This window comes from Kitasatospora sp. DSM 101779, assembly GCF_025655475.1.
Classification (GTDB): domain Bacteria; phylum Actinomycetota; class Actinomycetes; order Streptomycetales; family Streptomycetaceae; genus Kitasatospora.
This window is the reverse complement of the sequence record NZ_JAHTIK010000001.1, coordinates 234066-250533: the sequence shown is the minus strand read 5'-3', so window position 1 is coordinate 250533 and position 16468 is coordinate 234066. Positions and strand designations below refer to the sequence as shown.

The 16468-nt window shown below is 73.4% G+C and carries 16 protein-coding genes and 2 pseudogenes; 7 read left to right on the top strand and 11 right to left on the bottom strand.

What is annotated here, in order from left to right; genetic code table 11:
* The 3 genes and pseudogenes from KSNIM_RS01115 to KSNIM_RS01105 form a co-directional block, all read right to left on the bottom strand.
* A pseudogene (locus KSNIM_RS01115) lies at positions 1–194 on the bottom strand (hypothetical protein); the annotation flags it as partial.
* A 38-nt stretch (positions 195–232) separates the two neighbouring features.
* Positions 233–1198: a hypothetical protein gene (locus KSNIM_RS01110; protein WP_263101296.1), complete on the bottom strand. Its 966-nt coding sequence runs from the start codon at positions 1196–1198 to the stop codon at positions 233–235.
* 131 nt (positions 1199–1329) lie between these two features.
* Complete coding sequence (locus KSNIM_RS01105; protein WP_263101295.1) at positions 1330–1746, bottom strand: hypothetical protein; 417 nt, start codon at positions 1744–1746, stop codon at positions 1330–1332.
* Between the two features lie 822 nt (positions 1747–2568).
* Between KSNIM_RS01105 and KSNIM_RS01100 the strand changes: the two genes are divergently transcribed.
* Positions 2569–3015 (top strand): hypothetical protein, encoded by a 447-nt coding sequence (locus KSNIM_RS01100; RefSeq protein WP_263101294.1) that lies wholly within the window; start codon positions 2569–2571, stop codon positions 3013–3015.
* Between the two features lie 463 nt (positions 3016–3478).
* On the opposite strand, the gene KSNIM_RS01095 is transcribed toward KSNIM_RS01100, so the two are convergent.
* Positions 3479–3736: a hypothetical protein gene (locus tag KSNIM_RS01095; RefSeq protein WP_263101293.1), complete on the bottom strand. Its 258-nt coding sequence runs from the start codon at positions 3734–3736 to the stop codon at positions 3479–3481.
* A gap of 615 nt (positions 3737–4351) precedes the next feature.
* Here KSNIM_RS01095 and KSNIM_RS01090 point away from each other — a divergent pair.
* Positions 4352–6007 (top strand): PP2C family protein-serine/threonine phosphatase, encoded by a 1656-nt coding sequence (locus KSNIM_RS01090; protein ID WP_263101292.1) that lies wholly within the window; start codon positions 4352–4354, stop codon positions 6005–6007.
* Between the two features lie 489 nt (positions 6008–6496).
* Here KSNIM_RS01090 and KSNIM_RS01085 read toward each other — a convergent pair whose 3' ends face one another.
* Both KSNIM_RS01085 and KSNIM_RS01080 read right to left on the bottom strand, forming a co-directional pair.
* The gene (locus tag KSNIM_RS01085) at positions 6497–7024 is read right to left on the bottom strand and encodes a hypothetical protein (RefSeq protein WP_263101291.1); all 528 of its coding nucleotides are present in this window, start codon (positions 7022–7024) and stop codon (positions 6497–6499) included.
* Positions 7025–7218: 194 nt separating this feature from the next.
* Positions 7219–7779, bottom strand: coding sequence for a hemerythrin domain-containing protein (locus KSNIM_RS01080; protein ID WP_263101290.1), 561 nt, complete (start codon positions 7777–7779; stop codon positions 7219–7221).
* 373 nt (positions 7780–8152) lie between these two features.
* Here KSNIM_RS01080 and KSNIM_RS01075 point away from each other — a divergent pair, with 373 nt between their 5' ends.
* Positions 8153–9157, top strand: a complete 1005-nt coding sequence (locus KSNIM_RS01075) for a PHP domain-containing protein (RefSeq protein WP_263101289.1) — start codon at positions 8153–8155, stop codon at positions 9155–9157.
* A gap of 148 nt (positions 9158–9305) precedes the next feature.
* Here KSNIM_RS01075 and KSNIM_RS39320 read toward each other — a convergent pair whose 3' ends face one another.
* Complete coding sequence (locus tag KSNIM_RS39320; RefSeq protein ID WP_411543837.1) at positions 9306–9611, bottom strand: DUF6296 family protein; 306 nt, start codon at positions 9609–9611, stop codon at positions 9306–9308.
* A gap of 323 nt (positions 9612–9934) precedes the next feature.
* On the opposite strand from KSNIM_RS39320, the gene KSNIM_RS01070 reads away from it, so the two are divergent.
* Both KSNIM_RS01070 and KSNIM_RS01065 read left to right on the top strand, forming a co-directional pair.
* Entirely contained in the window at positions 9935–10327 is a 393-nt protein-coding gene (locus KSNIM_RS01070) for a hypothetical protein (RefSeq protein WP_263101288.1), read from the top strand.
* A 133-nt stretch (positions 10328–10460) separates the two neighbouring features.
* Complete coding sequence (locus KSNIM_RS01065) at positions 10461–10739, top strand: DUF4235 domain-containing protein (RefSeq protein ID WP_263101287.1); 279 nt, start codon at positions 10461–10463, stop codon at positions 10737–10739.
* 35 nt (positions 10740–10774) lie between these two features.
* On the opposite strand, the gene KSNIM_RS01060 is transcribed toward KSNIM_RS01065, so the two are convergent.
* Both KSNIM_RS01060 and KSNIM_RS01055 read right to left on the bottom strand, forming a co-directional pair.
* Positions 10775–11797 (bottom strand): YihY/virulence factor BrkB family protein, encoded by a 1023-nt coding sequence (locus KSNIM_RS01060; RefSeq protein ID WP_263101286.1) that lies wholly within the window; start codon positions 11795–11797, stop codon positions 10775–10777.
* Between the two features lie 126 nt (positions 11798–11923).
* Positions 11924–12079: a DUF6131 family protein gene (locus tag KSNIM_RS01055; RefSeq protein ID WP_263101285.1), complete on the bottom strand. Its 156-nt coding sequence runs from the start codon at positions 12077–12079 to the stop codon at positions 11924–11926.
* Between the two features lie 229 nt (positions 12080–12308).
* Between KSNIM_RS01055 and KSNIM_RS01050 the strand changes: the two are divergent.
* Positions 12309–12745 (top strand): annotated as a pseudogene (locus KSNIM_RS01050) (nitrate reductase); the annotation flags it as partial.
* 322 nt (positions 12746–13067) lie between these two features.
* Here the strand turns inward: KSNIM_RS01050 and KSNIM_RS01045 are convergent.
* Positions 13068–13589, bottom strand: a complete 522-nt coding sequence (locus KSNIM_RS01045; RefSeq protein WP_263101284.1) for a CinA family protein — start codon at positions 13587–13589, stop codon at positions 13068–13070.
* A 155-nt stretch (positions 13590–13744) separates the two neighbouring features.
* Here KSNIM_RS01045 and KSNIM_RS01040 point away from each other — a divergent pair, with 155 nt between their 5' ends.
* Complete coding sequence (locus KSNIM_RS01040) at positions 13745–14872, top strand: glutamate--cysteine ligase (protein WP_317633975.1); 1128 nt, start codon at positions 13745–13747, stop codon at positions 14870–14872.
* A gap of 11 nt (positions 14873–14883) precedes the next feature.
* On the opposite strand, the gene KSNIM_RS01035 is transcribed toward KSNIM_RS01040, so the two are convergent.
* Positions 14884–16350 (bottom strand): aminotransferase class I/II-fold pyridoxal phosphate-dependent enzyme, encoded by a 1467-nt coding sequence (locus KSNIM_RS01035; RefSeq protein ID WP_263101283.1) that lies wholly within the window; start codon positions 16348–16350, stop codon positions 14884–14886.
* Between the last annotated feature and the right edge of the window lie 118 nt (positions 16351–16468).

Below are 16468 nucleotides of genomic sequence, written 5' to 3'. Positions count from 1 at the left end.
GCCCGCCCCGCCCGCGCCACCCGCGCCGACCGCGGCGCCCGGCTCGGCACGCCGCCGACCTGCGGCGCCTGGCGCTCCATGCCGCTGCCGCACGGACCGTCGCCCGGCTCGGCGGCCTGCGCCGGCTCCACCGCCGCTACGAACGCAGAAGCGGACCACTTCGCGGCCTTCGCCACCATCACCGCGGCACTCATCTGCTACCGCAGGATGGCCAGACGAGATGACTTCCATCTCAGGAAGCCAGGACCTGGCGGGCGGCCCGGACCTGGGTCTCCAGGCCGGCCTTGGCCTCGGCCATCGCCTTCCCCTCGGCGGCGATCGCCTCCTGCTGGTAGGCGTAGTCCACCGCGTACCAGATGCCCACCACGTTGTGCTCGTGCCGGCAGGCCGCGTCCGCCTTGGCCACCTGGATCTCGTGCGGGGTGGGCATGGGCGTCCTGTTCCACTCCGGGTCGCCCATCGCCGCCACCGGGTCCGGGTAGTCGAAGCCGCTCCCCTTCATGCACTGCGACCACCGGGCGAATGCGGCCCGGGTGCGCGTGTCCTGCTGGGACTCGCTCAGTGTGCGGAACTTGAGGGTGACGGCCGTCTGCGGGTCGCCGATCTGCCCGTCCACAGCACCGGTGAGCCGCTGGTTGGCCTCGCCGAAGCAGCCGTGGTCGGGCACCTTCCGGCCGTTGACGAGCTGGCCTCCCGGGCCGAATCGCTGCTTCGGGTCCGAGGAGCCGGTCTCCGCGACCGTCTCCTCCCGTGACTTCGGCGCCGGGGCCGACCCGGGCTGCATCTTCTCCGCCGGGACGCCGCCCTCCGGGTGGTAGCCCCAGGTCGCCATCGTCGCGGCGTTCTGCGGGCCGTAGCGGCCGTCGATCCGCGTGGTGGGAGCGTCGCTGCCACGCAGTTCCCTGGGTGACGCGGGGAAGGTGAAGGTGAACCCGAGCCGGGTCATGCAGGCGGTGACCAGCTTGGCCTGCGCCTGTTCGACCTGGGTCTGCTGCTCGTCATTGAGCAGGTAGCCGTCGAGGGGCAGCGGCTTGTCGTTGGCCGAGTCGAGCGACGGCACGGCGGAGACCGAGGGAACGGGGTCCGTGCGCGACGGGGAGGCGGTGCCGGGCTTCGGCTCCGCAACCGCGCTCGCGCAACCGGCCAGCAGGAGCGGCAGGGTGATCAGCAGGGCGGTACGGCGCGGGCGTCGTGACACGGGTGGGATCTCTCTCGCGAGGAGGCCTCGGTGGATCGGCGGCCGCGGTGGTCCTCAGCCGGTGGGGACGGCCGTGGACCACCGCGGGAGCCACCGGGCCCGGACACGGACTCGGGCGGGCTCGGACGGGCTCAGTGGAAGGCGCCCGAGGCGTTGTTGTTCTTCAGCGCGCTGTTGAGGTCCACGGTCTTCCAGGCCGGGATGGTCTGGCAGGCGTACCTGCAGTCGTACCAGCTGTTGTAGTAGACGACGAAGTTGCCGCCGTACCAGCTGTCCACGGCCGCAGCGTGGTTCTTGACCGTGTTGCCGACCCCGTTGCTGCCGTTGAGGCCGGGCTGGAACCAGTAGGCCCCGTAGTCGTGGATGTCACCGCTCTGCTGGAAGTAGGCGCCGTAGCCGTAGGCGCTGGAGTTGTAGTAGAGGCAGACGGCGTGGGTCTCGCCACTGCAGTCGTAGTTGATCGCCGAGGCGGTGTCTGCCGTGGCCAGGCCGGTCGTGGCAACGGCGGCGGCCACGCCGGCAGCGGCGAGGAGCTTCCTGATGCGCATCTCGTTCCTCCTTACGACGCCGGCACCTCCGGCGTGCGGTCCGAGCGGTCCCGTCGGAGATCTCGGGGCGGCTGCGGCCACATCATTGGGACGGCCCGTATCGTCCCGGTAGCGTCGTCGTAGCGCGGGACGCATCGTGGGCGCCGGGACGGTACCGCCGGGGACCGGGGACTCAGCCGACCGGCGGCTTCACCGCGTGGTTGCGGGCGGCCCCGGACCGCGTGGGGCCGGCGGATCCAGGACGTTCGGCAGCCCCCGCCGCCACGCGTCGGCGTCCTGTCACCGGTACGGCCACCGTCCGCCCGCGTCGGACCGCGACCGGATCGCCGCCGGGCGGGGTCCGGGACGTCGGGGCCGGCTGCTGCCGGACCTGGTAGGGCGAGCGCATCTCGGGAGGCGACAAGGTCGTCCGGACGATCCGGCCGCGCCGAGGGGGAGTGGTGCAGGCGTGACCGCGGCGGTACGGGCCGCGCTCGGTCGGCCGGAGCCGTGGTGGTGGCGCAACGGTCCGCGTTCGCGGTGGTCCCCGTGCTGTCGTAGACCGGGGGTATGGAGGAGGAGGAGAAGAAGACGTCGTGGCCTCCCGGGCGAGAGCGTGCCGGCGAGCGGGATCTGCGACTGCGACTGCGACTGCGGGACCGGGCATCGCTGGAGCACCGATGTGAAGGGGCACCGGTTCCCGCCGCTGCCTGCGGGCTGTCCGGGCGGGTCGTGGTCGCATAGGGCGGAGGCGCACCCCGACGCCTGACGGGCGCGCGGTGTGCCGGATGAAGGCGGGCCGGATGCGGAACAGGACGGGTTCGTTGTTCTGGGGTGAGGGCTGTGGGTGAGGGCCCGGTGCTCTGGGCGCTGGTGGTGCGGGAGACGGGCGACGGCACCGCGGTGGCGGAGGTCGTTGTCGAGGTCGACGCCGGCCACTGGGGAGGGCTGGCGACGGATGCGTGGGAGAGCGGGTTCGTGGCCGCGGGCGGGTTGCCGGTCTCGACCGGGACGGTGCAGGTCCGCTCCGGCCGGTTCGAGAGGCTGGTGCTGGTCGGCGGCCGCGAGGTGTGGGAGCCGTCGCCCGTGATGGAGACGCCGCAGGCGTGGTTGTCGGCCGCGGCGGACAACGGCGGTGTGGTGGTGACCGTGGTGGCGCCCGGCACGTGGCCGCCCGATCTCGCCGACGTGCCGTCCGGCCGCCGGGCGCAGACCTTCGCGGATTGGCTGGACGAGGTGCGGGCGAGCGGGGCGGTGCTGCAGGGCGTGGCGGACCTCGATCTGGGATGAACCCCGTGGGAAGTCGGGGGAGGAGGAGGGACTGCCCGACTCGGATGAGGTCGGGGTTGTCGCCGATGCCGTCCTGGTCGACCTCGTCGAGAGCGGGCCAGCCGCCGGCCATCTGCTGCGTCTGGGCGATGCCGTCGAGGGTGTCGCCGTCCTGGACCACGACGGTGGCGGCCTCCGCAGGCGCGGGGTCGGGTGGCCGCGTTCGGCTCGGCGAGGGCCAGCTGCAGGGTGGCGGGCGGCCGCGCCGACCGCGGCGCGGGGACGGAATAGTGGCCGGCGCGGGCGCCGCAGGCGGGTCAGGGGGCGAGGCCGCGGGGGCCGTGAGGTGGTCGGCGACGGCGATCTGCTGGTCGCGGGCGGCGAGGTCTACCGGTCCACACCGTGCGACCCGGCCCCGGAGGGCCGGTCGGCTCGTCGGGCTGCCAGAGGTCTCGGGGCGGTCGCGCCCGGCGAGATCGCCGGTTCAGACGGCGTTGGAGTGCCAGGCATCGCGGGCAGCGCTGGAGGCGGACGCGGCCTGGTGGGCGGTGCGGGAGGCCATCTCCACAGGGTGGGTTTCCCAGGCCGTGACCACCCGGCGTCCGGCCATGGCGAGGGCCGTGGCGACCAGGGCCGCTCCCGCGACGCTCAGGAGGGCTCCGGCGCCGGCCATGGCGGCGCCCACGGTGAGGCGGTGGACGTTCGGCTTGAACTGCTTGGCATTCAACGGGTTGTTCGGCATGTCTCCACGATGCGCGGCGTCGCATTCCGTCGCACCCGCGGCCGTCCGGTGTGCACCGCGGGGCCGGCGCCGGCGAGCGTGGGCCCGCGCGCCCGCGACGGTGTCCGCAGAGGGCCTTTGACCGCGCCGTGCTGGGTCCGCTCGGGTACCTCCTCCGCGTGCTCGGCTCCGAAGGCACGGCGGCGAACGCCGCGATGTCGCCGCCGTGCTCCTCGCCCGGGCTCCCACCGTCTTCGCCGCCCAGGTGCCCCCACCCGGCCGGTCGCCGCCCCGGCCTTCGTCGAAGTCCGGCCCGCGCCCTCAACAGCAGTCCCGCCCGGCCCTCTGGGACGCCTCCGCCGTCCTGACCGTCCTCGCCGACCCGGCCGGCACCGAACTCACCGGCCGGGTACTCGCCCACCTGCCGCGCGCTGCTGTTCGGCCGGGCCGACCTCTGCCGCCGCCCGATCCCCGCCGCGGGCGGCCGTGCGCGCGGGCGGCGTGCGGCCCACCGAGGCGCCAGACGGTCGCGCGGCCCGTGCGCCGTGCCGGGTTCGCCGCCGGCCGGGCAGCGCAACCGCGGGGTGACCGCCGTCCGGCCGAAGTTGACGGTCAAGGGCGTGCCATGCTCGTTGTATGAAGGACGGGGAGGGACCCGCGATGCCGGGCCCGGATGGCGGTGGCTGCGGCCCGGTAGGGGACGACGCCGTCTTCTCCTCGCGCCGGTACCGGCTCCACGGACGGCCGGCGGCCGACGCAGGTCCGGGCGCGGCACTGCCGGCACCGGAGATCCAGGAGATGCTGGACGCACTGCCCGGCTCGGTGATCTTCCTCCTGCCGGTACTCGACACGACGGGCGAGGTCGCGGACTTCCGGATCACGGCCGCCTCGCCGGAGGCGGTCGACATCGGGACACGCCGAGGAAGGGACCTGGTCGGGCTGAGCGTCCTGGAGACCTATCCGACCGTGGCCGGCACTGCGCTGTGGCACGGCTACCTGCAAGCCCTGACCACCGGCGTCCGCTACGAGGGAGAACCGTTCGAGTACGAGGAGGTCCTCGCCGGCATCCCGCGCGTGTCCCGCTTCGCCGTCCGGGCGGCCCCCTGCCGGTCGGGGCTGATCGTCTCCTGGGTCCGCCTGGACAGCGGCGAACGCGAACAGCGCAGGCTGACCACCATGCAGCGCCTGGGGAACATGGGGTGGGCGGACTGGGACCTGGTCCGCGACGTGATCACATGGTCCGACGAGGCATACGCCATCTTCGGCCGGGACCGGTCGCTCGGCCCGATGACACTGGAGGAGCTGCCCGCCCACGTCGTCGCCGAGGACCTCCCCGCACTGGGCGAAACCGTGCAGCACCTCCTCGGGGACGGCAAGCCCGTCGATCACACCTTCCGGATCACCACCCCCGCCGGAGAGATCCGCCACGTGCGGATCGTCGCGGAGGCCGAGGCGGACGCACACGGCCACCCGGTGGAGGTACACGGCTTCTTCCAGGACCGGACCGCCGCCAAGAACGCCGAACAGCAACTGCTGGACCAAGAACGCACCGCCCTCGTCCAGCGAGGCCTGCTCGCCGCCGAACGCGACCTCGCGGACCAGCTCAAACACGCCCTGCTCCCGCCGCCACAGCGATCCATGCGTCTGGCGGGCCTCACCGTCGACGTCGCCTACCAGCCCCTGCAGGAAGGTCTCAACCTCGGCGGAGACTGGTACAGCGCCATCGAACTGCCCGACGGCAGCGCCCTGCTCGTCATCGGCGACGTCGCCGGCCATGGACTGGACGCAGTCGCCACCATGGCCCAACTGCGCTTCACCGCCAAAGGCATGGCCATCACCGGCATGCCCCTGGTCACGATCCTCGACCGGCTCAACACCCTCCTGCGACACACCCCCGAACGGGACTTCAGCACCGCCACCATGGTCATGGCCCGCTACGAGCCCACCGACCAACGACTCACCTGGGTGCAGGCCGGCCACCTCCCACCCCTCCTGATCCGCCAGGGCCGGGCCCACTACCTCCCCACCCCCCACGGCGTCCTGCTGGGCGCCACGACCACCCCGACCTACCAGTCGGCCACGCTGCGCCTGCGGCCCGGCGACCACCTGCTGCTGTACACGGACGGCCTGATCGAGGAGCCGGGCCAGATCATCGACGAGGGCCTGGACCGCCTCGCCCGCACCGCAGCCCGCTGCGTCGCGAACGCCCACGCCCTCGACAGCATTCTGGGCGCACTCGTCACGCCCGAAGGCCGCAGGGACGACATCTGCGTCCTGCACATCAGCCGGTGACCCGCTCTTGCCGCTCCGCCCGGCCCTGGTGGGGCGAGCGAGGCGCCCGCCGGAAGATCAGTGGGTCCCGTCATTCCTCCGCCCGGGCCTCGCGAGCGCGCCGAGAACGGCAACCCGCTCTCCGCCCGCGACCCGCCTGCCGCGGCACCGGCGTGGCAGCGGCGACCGGGCTCCCCGGCACCACTGCCCGGTCTCGCCCGTGGCGAGCGGACCGTGCTGCGCGCCGACCGGCAGCGTGGGGGCTGTGCAGCGTGCGCACGAGCGCGCCGCCCGTTGCCGTCCATGCTGCCGGGTTCACGGTGGACCATCGGGCGGCCGATCCCGACTCCCCGCGGCGCATGCGCACCGGGCCGGTGGCGGTGCGCCCCGGAGCGTCGACGAGGGCCGACGGGGAACGAGGAGAGCCGCTGCTGCGTCGGCGACACCGGCACGGTGCCGCTGCTTGCCGGCCGGTCACCGGTGGCCTCCGGCCTGCCCACCCGCTGGGCGTCAGGGCAGTGGGCTCGCCTCGGGGGTGAGCAGGGCCAGCAGCCGGGGCCGGTGCAGGGTGGCGACGGGTTCGAGCAGGTCGGGGTGGCGAAGCAGAGGCGCGGCCTCGGTGTCGCGCTGGGCGGGCAGGGTCAGGCGCCGCGGGTCGCCGGCGATCCCGGAGTGGTCGGTGGCCGCCACTGCCTGGTGGGCGCGTGCGGCGAGCGCCGGGTCGGCGAGGAGGCACGCGGCCCAGCTGACGACGGTGTCATCCACCCAGGTGCGCCAGTCGGCCTGTCCGGCGTCTGCACGGTCCGCGGAGTCGGAGGTGCCGGAGAGCTGGTCGAGGTGGTGGCTGCCGCCGGGGCCGAGGAGGTGCAGGAGTTCGACGTCCAGCGCGGCGGGGTAGCGGAGAGCGGCGGCGACGGTGGCGGCCTGCAGGGCCTGGGCCTCGGCGGTCGCGCGGCTGAAGGCGCCCGGGGGCGGCGGGTAGGCGGTGAGCAGCCAGCGGGCGGATGCGGCGGCGACGGGGGTCAGGTCGGTGGGCATGCGGTGGTCCTCGGGGGCGTGCCGGCGACGGGCCCCGGGGCGGCGCTGCCCCGGTGGTGGCAGGCCAGTGTAGGCAGCCGACTGCCACAGGCGGCATGGTGCAGGTCACGGCGGGACCGGACGGGGCCGAGTCCGCCCGTCCGATCCCGCGCCCGCGGCCTCCGTCCCGGAAACTCGCGGCGGGCGTCTGTCGGTCAGGACTTGCCGCGGCCGGTGACGAAGTCGCGCGCCCGGTCGACGAGGCCGGCGCCGGGAGCGAGCAGCTTGCTGGCGGTGGGGCTGCTGGGCGCGGCGGGGTGGGGCCGGGTCGGGGCCATGGCCTTGGCGCGGCGGATCTTGTCGCCGAGGTCGTTCAGCATCTCGGCCGTACAGGCCCGTTCCATCATCGGGAACAGGTTGTTCTCCTCGTCGCGGACGTGGGCGGTGACCTCGTCCATGAGTTCCTGCAGCAGCGGCCGGAACTGCGAGTCGTCGGTGCCCATCCGCTCGAGCTGCTTGAGGATTCGTTCGACCCGGCCGTGGTCGTCGATCTCCTTGTCCGCGAGCCGGTCTCCGCCGGCGAGGTGCTCGCGCACCGCAGGGTAGAGGTACTGCTCCTCGGCGACCGAGTGCCGCACCAGCTCGATCGTGACCTCGTCGACCATGTCCCGTAGCTCCTGGCCGCCGGTGCTCATGGCCTTGATCCGGCCGAACATCTCCTCGACCTCGCGATGGTCAGCCTTCAGCTCCGCGACGACGTTCCCGCCGTGTCCCATGTGTCGGTCCCTCCTGCTTGCGCCACGGGCGGGGCTGTCCCGCCCGGCCCACAGACGTTCCCGCCCCGCCGTCCGCCCCTGGCCGACGGCGGCTGTTCCACCCGGACGGCCCGCCCCGCGGGGCAGCCGGCACTGCCCCGGGGCGCGGCGGACGGTGCCACAGACCGGGCAGCCCCGGCGCCGCCGGCGTCCCAGGACCCGCGGCGGCGCTCGGCGCGACGGAGGACGACCTGCGGCGCGCGAGCCAGCACAGGGCGAACCACAGCAGGACCGCGCCGGTGAGCCGGGTGCGGTCGGGGGTTGGCCGTCGGCGATCACCGGCCGCGGGTGCGACCCCGCGGCGCACGTCGACCGCGTAGCGAAGACTGGAGGTATGGATCCGGCCGAAGCGCTCCGCCGCATCGCCTTCCTCCTGGAGTGGCGCGGTGCGTCCTCCTACCGGGTGCGGGCCTTCCACACGGCGGCCGACGCCGTCCGCGATCTGCCGCCGGGCCGGGTGGACGCGCAGGAGGCCGGACGCCTGCGCGGCGTCGGCCCGGTGACCGCCGAGGTGATCGCCCAGGCGTCGACCGGCGAGACGCCCACCTACCTCGCTCGCCTGGAAGCGGAGATCGGGCCGGCCGCGAACTCGGGCCGGGCACTGCTGGAGGCGAGCGAGGGCGACTGCCACGTGCACTCGGACTGGTCGGACGGCGGCAGCCCGATCGACGAGATGGCGCAGGCCGCCCGCGCACTCGGCCACCAGTGGGCCGTCCTCACCGACCACTCCCCGCGGCTCACGGTCGCCCACGGCCTCAGCCCGGACCGGCTGCGACACCAGATCGATGTCGTGGCCGACGTCAACACCCGGCTCGGCTCCGGCTTCCGGCTGCTCACCGGAATCGAGTGCGACATCCTGGACGACGGCTCACTCGACCAGGAGGACGAGCTCCTCACCCGTCTCGACATCGTGGTGGCCTCGGTGCACTCCAAGCTCCGATCGGACGCCGGCCCGATGACCACCCGCATGGTCGCGGCGGTGCGCAACCCCCTGGTCGACGTGCTCGGTCACTGCACCGGCCGGATCGTCACCGGCCGCGGCCGGCCGCAATCCCGCTTCGACGCGCAGGCCGTGTTCGCCGCGTGCGCCGAGAACGACACGGCGGTGGAGATCAACTGCAGGCCCGAGCGGCGCGACCCGCCGGACGACCTGCTCCTTCAAGCAGCGGAAGCGGGCTGCCTCTTCGCCGTGGACACCGACGCCCACGCCCCCGAGCAACTCCACTGGCAGTCCTCCGGCTACGCCCGAGCGGCACGTGCAGGCCTGGGCCCGGACCGGCTGGTGACGACCTGGACCACCGACCGTCTGCTCGACTGGGCCGCCCGTACCGGCCATTAGCGACCCGCTCCCGCTCACCTGTACGCACCGGCTCACCTTGTTCGCCGCCGGCCCCTCGCGGCCCGACGCCTCCTCCGCGCGAGCGAAGGCACACCACCACGCTGCGCGCCACTCCACGCCCAACACCGGCGCCCGCGCCTCCCGGTGGTCACAGGCATCCGCGTCGACCGCCACAAGGCGCGGCGGGGCACGAGTCCCAGCCGCGGCGGTCTGCTCGCCACCAGAGCGGGCAGCGGGTCTCGTCCCGCCTACCCGGCTCGGACGGTCGCACGCGCCGAGTCCGTGGCGCGGTGGTCCAGTTGGCGGCGGGCGTTGTGGTGATCTCGACCTTCAGGTGCCCGCTCTCGTCGGTGTAGACCGGGTGGCCGGCGAGCTCGGTCCGGCCGGTGGCGGTGACGGCGGTGCCCGTCTGCGGGGCTTGGCTGCCGGGCGGCCGGGGAGGACCGCCAGGTATCGGTGCGCGAGCGCCATCATGACGACTCCTGTCTCCCGCCTCGACATCGAGCGGGTCCGGGACCGCCTCTGACCGTCCCGCGAGGGGGCGGCGTGCGGCCGGGGCCGGCGCCTGCCGGGTGGCATGGGAATGGATCGCGCGGGCCGCTCGCGACCTTGCACGTCGGCCTCGCCCGTGCCCGGTCGCCGGTCGCGCGCGGGCGGCACTGACTCTCGTCCACTGAGCGGAGAGCTCTGGGCGGCCAGGGTTGAGGACGTGCGGGGTGGACAGGCGCCGGGGGAGCCCGACGACCGTGCCGGGCTCGGTGAAGCGAGGTGATGATCATGACTGGGCGTCAGACGAAGTCGCACCCGTCCATGGAGGAGGGGCAAGCCAGCCGGATGGAGGGCGCCCACCACGGGTGGTCGGGCGACATCGATGAGGAACACCAGGAGCCGAACGACAGCGCGCGCCGCTCCTTCGACCCGGACACGTACGCGCCCGGCGCCGGGCCGGGGCAGGAACACGCCGAAGAGGAGGACCAGCCGGTGCCCGGGGACACCGTGGAGAGCGAGGGCCGCCGCGGTGAGCACACCGCCAAGAGCCCGGCCTCGTCGAAGCACCGGCACGACGAGGGTGCGCGGGGTCCGGCCGGCCGGCCGAGCGGCGGCCGCGACGCGGGCGCCCACACCGGCGTCGACCCTCAGCAGCCCGACAGCCCCACCTCCGGGCACTGAGCACCGGACAACCGGTCGCAACACGGCGCTGGCGGGGCGGCGCTCCGTCGGCACGTGATCGCGCCTGTCCGCCATGGGCCGGCGGCCCGTCGGCGGCCGGCCCCGACCGAAAGGCATGAGGAGGAGGTAGGTCGTGAGTTTTTCCGGGATCGTCTACAAGCCCGTCGGCATGGTGGTGGGTGCCCTCGGCGGCGTGCTGGCGAGCGCCGTGTTCAAGCGCGTGTGGAAGGTCGCCGGCCACGAGGGCGACGCTCCGAACGCGACGGACGAGGACCGCACCTGGAGCGAGGTACTCCTCGCGGCGGCGCTGCAAGGTGCCGTGTTCGCGCTGGTGAAGGCGGCGCTCGACCGGACCGGTGCGGTGGCCGTCGGCAAGGCCACGGGGCACTGGCCCACCGGCAACGACGGCTGACCCCACCTGCGCGGCGGCCCGCTGCGGGTACGGGATCAAGTCCCGCAGGGGCCGTCGCCGTCGCCGTCGTCCTTGTCGGGCCAGGTGCGGGTGTCGCGGGGTTCGACGTACGGCTCCTCGGCGCAGGGCCGGCCGGTGCGGATGGCCTGTTCGCGGGCGAGTTCGGCGTCGAGTTCGAGGCCGAGGAGGATCGCGAGGTTGGTCAGCCAGAGCCAGATCAGGAAGACGACGACGCCGGCGAGTGTGCCGTAGGTCTTGTTGTAGGAGCCGAAGTCGGCGACGTAGGCGGCGAAGCCGGCGGACAGGGCGAGCCAGAGCAGGACGGCGAGCAGGCTGCCGGGAGAAGTCCAGGCGAGGCCGCGGCCGCGGACGTTCGGCGCGGCCCAGTACAGCAGCGCGATCATCAGAGCGACGAGCAGTACAAGGACCGGCCACTTCGCGACGGCCCAGACGGTGAGCGCGGTCTCGCCGAGGCCGAGCAGGCTCCCGGCACGCTCGGCGAGCCGGCCGGTGAAGACGACGATCACCGCGCAGGCGACGAGCAGAACCATCGTCAGCAGGGTCAGACCGATCCGCAGCGGGGTCGTCTTCCACATCGGACGGCCCTCGCGGATGTCGTACACGGCGTTTGCGGCGCGGATGAACGCGCCGATGTATCCGGACGCCGACCACAGGGCGCCGGCAAGACCGAGTACGGCGAGGAACCCGCCCGCAGCGCGGCCGGACTGCAGCTGGGTGATCGCACCGTGCAGGATGTCGCGGGCCGAGCCCGGCGCCAGGGCCTGCAGGTTGTCCAGGACGGTATCGGTGACGGACGTGCCGGCCAGGGCCAGCACGGACACCAGCACCAGCAGCGCCGGGAAGATCGCCAGGATGGCGTAGTAGGTGAGGGCCGCGGCCCGGTCCGGGAGTTCATCGGCGAGGAACTCCCGGCCGGTGCGTTTCAGCACCTGCCACCAGCCGCGGGCCGGCACGTCCAGCGGGCTGTCCGGACGTCGCCCGCCATGCGATGTCGAAGGCACGGACCGTCGGACGTGGCTGCCGTGCTGGTCTGTCATGCGTCCGCGCCTTCCCGCCGCACGAGTCCCCAACCGGCCACGGCCGGCTGGCGCTGTGTCAGCCGGCCGTGGCCCGGGCGCGGGCGGGCCCTGGCGGTGCCGCCCGCACGGTGTCGTCGCAGGGGGTCAGTAGTAGTGGTGGCGGGGGCCGACGGCGTGTCCGAGGGAGCCGGCAATCAGCACGACGACGCCGACGACGGCAAGGATGAGGCCGATTGTCCACAGGATCGAGATCCCTGTGGCGAAGCCGATGATGAGCAGGATGACGCCAAGCACGATCATGGAAACCTCCGGTGCAACGGGTGGTGACACGGACCTGAAGCGGTCGGGTGTCGACGGTGTGGCCGCTGCCAGGTGACTGCTTGCGAACCGGCGTATACCGCCCAGCTGCTCGATCAAACTCGCACGTGCCTGCCAGCCGAGGGGCGGCTGTGCGGGCTGCCCCGGAGCGTAGCGGTCGTTCGCGCGGGTAGACGCCCCTACCCTCGCCAGGCGAGTGTGGAGGCAGGCCATGGAACCGGCGGTGGATCGAGTCGCACAGCCCTGGGGCGACCCCACCCCGCACCGGCCCGGGGATCCGTGGCCGGTGCGCTTCGACCGCTTCCCGGCGCCCGGCACCGCCGCGGACGGGGTGGAACGCTGGTCGCAGGGCGCGTCGTTGCCGCACTCCGACGGCGACGCCATGGACATCGCCGTCGCCGACGGGCGGATCGTGGGCGTGCGCGGCCGTGCAGGGGACCGGGTGAACCGAGGCAGGCCCGGCCCCAAGGACCTCTTCGGCCGGCAGGCCAACCACGCCGCCGACCGGCTGACCACCCCGCCGGTACGCCGGGAGCACCGACTGGAGGCCTGCGACCGGGACACGGCATGACCGGCATCGTCGCCCGGGCGCAGAGCCTGCTGCGCGAGCGCGGGCCCGGCGTGGTCGGCTTCTCCACCAGCGGGCAGCGCGACAAGGACGACGGGCCGCTCGTCCACTGACAGGGCCCCGAGGACGCGTTCGAGGCGTGGCAGCGGCGCTCGGCCGGCCGGCCCTGCGACCACACCGGGCTCAGCTTCGCGAAGCTGCGCGGTGCGAGCGGCATCCAGTGGCCCTGCACCGAGGACGCACCCGAAGGCACCGAGCGGCTCTGCACCGACGGCACCGGCTGGGCCGCGGCGGAGGCCTGCGAGACGTACGGCAAGGACCTGGTCACCGGTGCCGCCGTCTCCGAGACCGAGTACCGGGCGTTCAGCGCCGAGCGCAAGCACCTGTGTCGGCCGAGTACAGCTAGCCCGGGGGCCGAAGCGCGTCGCGGAGAAGTTCCAGGGCCGCGAGGAGGGCCGCGTGCTGGATATCGCCCCGATCCCTGGTGCCGGGAGCGGCCTGCACGGCCGTGGTCCCACGAGGGCCGGAGACCGCGACGAACACCGTTCCGACGTCACACCCGTCCTGCGGCGCCGGCCCGGCGACGCCCGTGGTGGCCACCCCGTACGTGGCGCGGGCGAGATGCCGAACACCCTCCGCCATGCGGGCGGCGACCTCGGGATGAACCGCCCCGACCCGCGCCAGCAGGTCGCCTTCCACGCCGAGCAGCTCCTCCTTCAGATCCGTCACATAGGCAACGATCCCGCCACGGAACGCGGCCGACGCACCCGGCGCCTCGCACAGCTGCGCGCACAGCCGCCCGCCGGTCAGCGACTCCGCCGCCGCGACGGTGTGCCCGGCCGCGGTCAGCGCAGCGGTGATCTGGCGGACCAGCACTCCGGCCCGGTCCAGGCCGGAGGTGCATGCCGACGGTTTCAGGGCCATGCCACCAGCCTGAGTCAGCCGAACCCGGACGGCCACAGGTCGACAATCACGTCGAAAGCTGTTGGTCGCGGACTACCCGGGCGCGCGGCGCCGGTTCCTCGGTTCCGCCGGCCCGAATAGCGACGCGCGCAGCACCCTCGACAGGACCGCCGCATGTGCCTTCCGCACACGGGTACCTGCTCAACATGCTGACCCTCGGCATCGAAGAGGAATATCTCCTGCTGGCTGCGGCAACGGGCCTGCCGGTGGCCCGCGCCGCCCAGGTGCGCGAGGCGGCGCGCCTCCAGCCCTGGCTGGAGCGCGGCGAGGTCCAGCGGGAACTGCTCCAGGCACAGGTGGAGGTCGCCACCCCCATCTGCCGTGAGCTGGAGGAAGCCGGTGGACACCTGCTGCGGATGCGCCTGGCCCTCGGCGAGGCTGCCCGGCAGGCGGGGTGCCGACTGGCCGCGTGCGGTGCGGCGCCCTTCACCGACCGCCTCCCGGTACCCATCACGGACACCGCCCGCTACCGCGTCATGCATTCGGACACCCGGCTGCTCACCGACCAGCAGCTGATCACGGGCATGCACGTCCATCTCGGGATCCCCGACCGCGGCGCGGGTGTCGCCGTGATCAACGGGTTGCGTCCATGGCTTCCGCTGCTGATCGCACTCGCGGCGAATTCACCACTGTGGCAGAACACGGACACCGGCTTCGCCAGCTGGCGCACTATCGTCTTCGGCCGCTGGCCCGTCAGCGGGCCGCCGCCCGTCTTCGACGGCGCCGACGACTACGACCGGCGAACCCGGGAGCTGGTCGAGGGCGGGCTGATCCGCGACATCGGTCAGGTCTACTGGCACATCCGCCTGTCCGAGCACTTCCCCACCGTGGAGATCCGCGCCATGGACGTCCAGCTGCGTCCCGACGAAGCGGTGATGCTCGCCGGCATCGTGCGCGCCCTTGCCGTCCGAGCCCTCGGCGACGCGGAAGCCGGGCACGGCATCCCGCCCGTTGAGCAGGAGGTGCTCGCGGCCGCCGTGTGGCACGGTGCCCGGCACGGCTGCACGAGCACGGTGTTCGACCCGCTCTCCGGCCGGCTGTCCAACGCCTGCGACGCGGTGGCCGCCCTGCTGGACCACATCGACCCGGTGATCGAGGAGAGTGCGGACCGGCGCCACATCGTCCCCGTGCTGGAGCGCCTGCTGCGGGACGGCAACGGTGCCGCCCGTCAGCTGCGCCGGCTGCGCGCCGCGGGCCGCAGCGCTCTGGTCTCGATGATCATCGAACAGACCACCGGCGCGTAGCGGCGCTGCCCTCACGGCTCGACGGCGACGCGGACACTGCCCAGTCCGGTATCGGCTGCGTCCGGGACCACCATGCCCGCCCGGACGCCTTCGTGCAGGTACGCCAGCACGTCCCCGTTCAGGCGTTCGCCCGGCAGGGCGGCGGGAATCCCGGGCGGGTAGGGGGTGAGCATCTCCGCCGTGACCCGCCCCACCGCGTCCTTCCAAGGCACCTGTTCGGTCGGTCCGAAGAACGCGTCCCGGGGCATCATGACCTGCTCCAGACGCAGCTCTCGCGGGTCGGGGATGTGGATCGGTGCGGCCGGGCGCAGATCGGCTGCGTGGGCGGCGAGGTCGGTGAGGGCGTTCAGCAGCCGTGTGGTGCTCTGCTGGTCGTCGGCGTGGGTGAGTTGGGCGCTGATGCGCCGGTGGTCGCAGACGTGCAGGTTGATGTGGTGGTGGGCGCGTAGCCAGTCCCCGGCATCGTAGCCGCTGACGTGCAGCGCGCTGACGTCGACGATCACCTGCAGCGGGTCGAGGTCGGCTGCTCGACCGGGGCCGCAGAAGTCCTCGCGGCCGTGGACGTGCATGCCGTCGACGCCGTCAATGGCGCCGCGGGTGCGGTGGGCGAGGTCGAGCGCGTGGTCGTAGAGCTGCTTGCCGTGCTGGACCATCTGCCGGCGCCAGCCGTCGAGGGCGGCGTAGATCAGCACGGAGGGGCTGGTGGTGCCCAGCAGGTCCTCGCGCTGTTTGAGGACCTTCGGGTCGACAAGGTCGCCCTGCAGGTGGAACACCGAGCTCTGCTCGAGTCCGGAGCCCATCTTGTGGACGGAGGTGACACACACGTCCGCGCCGGCGTCCATCGCCCACGTCGGCAGTTTGTCGTGGAAGGGCAGATGAGCCCCCCACGCCTCGTCCACGATCAGCGGCTTGCCCCACCGGTGGCACACCTCCGCGATGGCCGGAAGGTCCGCACCCGTCCCGTACGGCGTCGGGCTGGTCACCAACGCTCCCTTGGCATCCGGATTGTCCTGGAACGCCTTCGCGAACGTCTCCGCGGTCGGCGGGTGGGCCAGATGCAGGTCCGCGTCCCAGGCCGGCTCGGCCCAGATCGGCCGGATACCGGAGAGGATCAGCCCGGACACGACGGCTTTGTGGGCGTCCCGGCCCACGACCAGCTGCTCGTGCGGGCCGGCGACAGCCAGCATCGCCGACTTCACCGACAGGGAACTCCCGCAGGTGGAGAAGAACGTGTGCTGTGCGCCGACCGCGTCCGCCATCAGCTCCTGTGCCTCCTGCAGGATTCCCCGGGAGGAGGTGCGGTCGTCCAGGCCCGAGGTGGCCAGGACGTCGGAGGCGAACACCGCCGCACCCAGCACCTCGAGGACCCGGGGGTCGGTGCCGCGGCCCTGCTTGTGCCCCGGCGGAGTGAACGGCAGCTGACCGTCCCGGTGGTAGGCGGCGAGTGCTTCCAGTACCGGCGCCTTCTCGTGGTCCATGGGTCGCGCGTTCCCTCCCACCGCGGAGAAACGCCCCGGTCGCCGCATCACCCCGTAGGGCACACCGAGGAACCGTCTGCCGCGGATGGTCAGCCGAGACAGTCAGCAGGCGGAGGCC